We start from the raw sequence: 2,519 nt of genomic DNA, 5'->3' as shown, positions 1-2,519 counted from the left end.
CTCTACGTGCGCGGTGGCGGCGATCCCATGCTGGTCTCGGAGGAGTTGGCCCTGCTGGCGCCAGAGCTGGTCGCGGCGATCGGCACCGAGCCGATCACGGGCATGGTACTAGATCCCAGCTACTATCCCGAGAAGGTCAGCATTCCAGGGATTGAGAACAACAGCCGGTCCTACAACGCTCTGAACTCCGCATTAGCGGTGAACTTCAACACGATTAATGCCGTGCGCCGGGGCAGCAAGATTTACTCCGGCGAGAAACAGACGCCGATGACCCCCCTGGCTGCAAGCCAGTTCCGGGCGCGAGGGCCAAAGGGGCGCGGCCGTATCAGTCTTGCGAAAGATCCCAAACTCAGCCTGCTTTATGCAGGTGAGCTTCTCCGAGCTTTCATTGAAAAATCCGGCGGCAAGGTGGATGGCGACATCACAGTTGGGCCGGTCCCGGCAGGACTTGAGCCTGTCCATGTCCACCAGCAATCTCGAAGCTTGGCGGCCATCGTCAATCTGCTGCTCATTGGCTCCAACAATTACATCGCCAACCAGGTCTTCCTGGAAGTCGGCGCGGCGCGTTATGGCGGTCCAGTCAGTCTCGAGAAGTCGCTAAGGGTCGCGAATGAGATGCTGGCGCAGCACGGCCTTCAAGACGACATCTATCTCGAAGAGGGCTCAGGCCTCAGCCGCGGCAACCGGTTCACGGCGCAGGGCCTTGCAAAAGTACTCGATCTTTTTGTGACCTACGCGGAGTTGTTGCAAGGCCGCGACGGCGGCACCAACAAGACCGGCACCATGTCGGGAATCCGGACTTTGGCAGGCTACGCCGATACGGCCAACCACGGACGCGTGCGCTTCGTGATTGCGCTTCGTGGTGGCGGTCGTCTGCGCTATTCCGTGCTGAAGGCGATCGAGCGCGGCCTCTAGCGCGCAGGCGCGCCATGGTGCCTCGATGTGGCGCGCCGCGCTCGTGTGTCATCGACACCCGCAGCGCCAGACGGTCGAGTGCTGCGACTTCCTGGCTCTTGCGCTGGGCGCCAACAAAAGCATCCGTTTCATTGCTTTGGATCAACGGCCCCTGCCTTGAGGCTTGCGACATTGCTGTACTTGGCTCGTTTGGGATCCTTGTCGATCAAGAAAAATCCGGAAGGGTAAGCCATCGAAACGCTCAACATACGCGAGGTAATGGTCTTCCTTGTAGCCGCGGGCGTTGTCGTCCCGCTCGTTCATCGCCTCAAAGTGAGCCCTGTCCTAGGCTTCCTCGTGGTCGGCATGGTGATCGGTCCACACGGTCTCGTGCGCTTCGCCGACACGTTTCCTTGGCTGCACTACATCCTGATCGACGACGTGGAGGGCGTGCAGTCTCTGGCCCACCTTGGCGTCGTATTCTTGCTGTTCATGATCGGTCTGGAACTGTCTGTCGACCGGCTATGGGCCATGCGCCGCATGGTTTTCGGGCTAGGCGGCTCGCAGGTGTTTCTGACAAGCATTGTCATAACGCTCATCGCCCTGCTCTTCGAGAATGAGCTGCCGGCCGCCGTGGTCATCGGATGTGGTTTCGCGCTGTCGTCGACGGCCATCGTTATGCAGCTTCTGTCTGAGGGACAGCGGCTCGGCACAGCCACGGGCCGCACAAGTTTCTCCATCCTGCTTTTTCAGGACCTAGCCGTCCTACCCATTCTTCTGCTGGTCGGAGGGTTCGCCGCGAAAGGCGGTGAATCGGTCGTGCTAGCGTTCGCCTGGGCAATAGGACAGGCCGTTCTCGCCGTTGCCATCATTCTCGTGGTCGGTCGACTGGTTATTCGCCCCTTGTTCCGCCTTGTCGGAAGCGATGCAAGCCGAGAGATGTTCATTGCTTTTGTGCTGCTTGTGATTATCGGCACGGCCCTGGCTACGGAAGAGGTCGGACTGTCGATGGCGCTGGGCGCGTTCCTCGCTGGTCTCCTTTTCTCTGAGACGGAGTATCGTCACGAGATCGAGGTGGACATCGAACCATTCAAAGGGTTGCTGCTCGGACTGTTTTTCGCCTCGGTGGGAATGATGATCGATCTCGCGGAAGTGGCGGACAAGCTGCTCTGGCTGATCGCGTCCATGATTGGGCTCTATCTCGTCAAAGGCGTGATTATCTACGTCCTTGCCCGGCTCTTCGGCGATCCGCGTTCGGTTGCACTTGAGGTGAGCCTGTTGCTCGGCCAGGGGGGCGAGTTCGCCTTCCTCATTATCGGCCTCGCATTTAGCCTCGCCCTCATTCCCAATGACGTTGCCCAGTTCATGCTCATCGTTACAAGTCTCACCATGCTGGCGACGCCGATGGTCGCGCAAGGGGCACGCGAGCTGGCTAAGGTGATTCAAGCGCGGGAGAGTGCAAGAGGCCAGAACGACAGTGACCTACCGACCGACCTCGCCGATCACACGATCATTGTCGGCTATGGTCGAGTTGGTCAGACAATCAGTGCACTTCTTGATGCACAGGAGTTACCCCATATTGGCATTGACTTCGATGGCGAGTTGGTGTCCCGGTTTCGCGATCG

General features: G+C 59.3%; 2 protein-coding genes. Both read left to right on the top strand.

Features of this window, described 5'->3' with window-relative positions; all coding sequences use genetic code 11:
• Positions 1–915 (top strand): D-alanyl-D-alanine carboxypeptidase (locus AC33YF_RS13645; protein ID WP_491777760.1); only part of this gene is annotated, 915 nt, incomplete at its 5' end.
• A 258-nt stretch (positions 916–1,173) separates the two neighbouring features.
• The coding region (locus AC33YF_RS13640) for a cation:proton antiporter domain-containing protein (RefSeq protein ID WP_491777759.1) at positions 1,174–2,519 on the top strand (1,346 nt) is incomplete at its 3' end.

The sequence above is a fragment of the Methyloceanibacter sp. genome (assembly GCF_058506495.1).
This window is presented reverse-complemented; position numbering and strand designations above follow the sequence as displayed.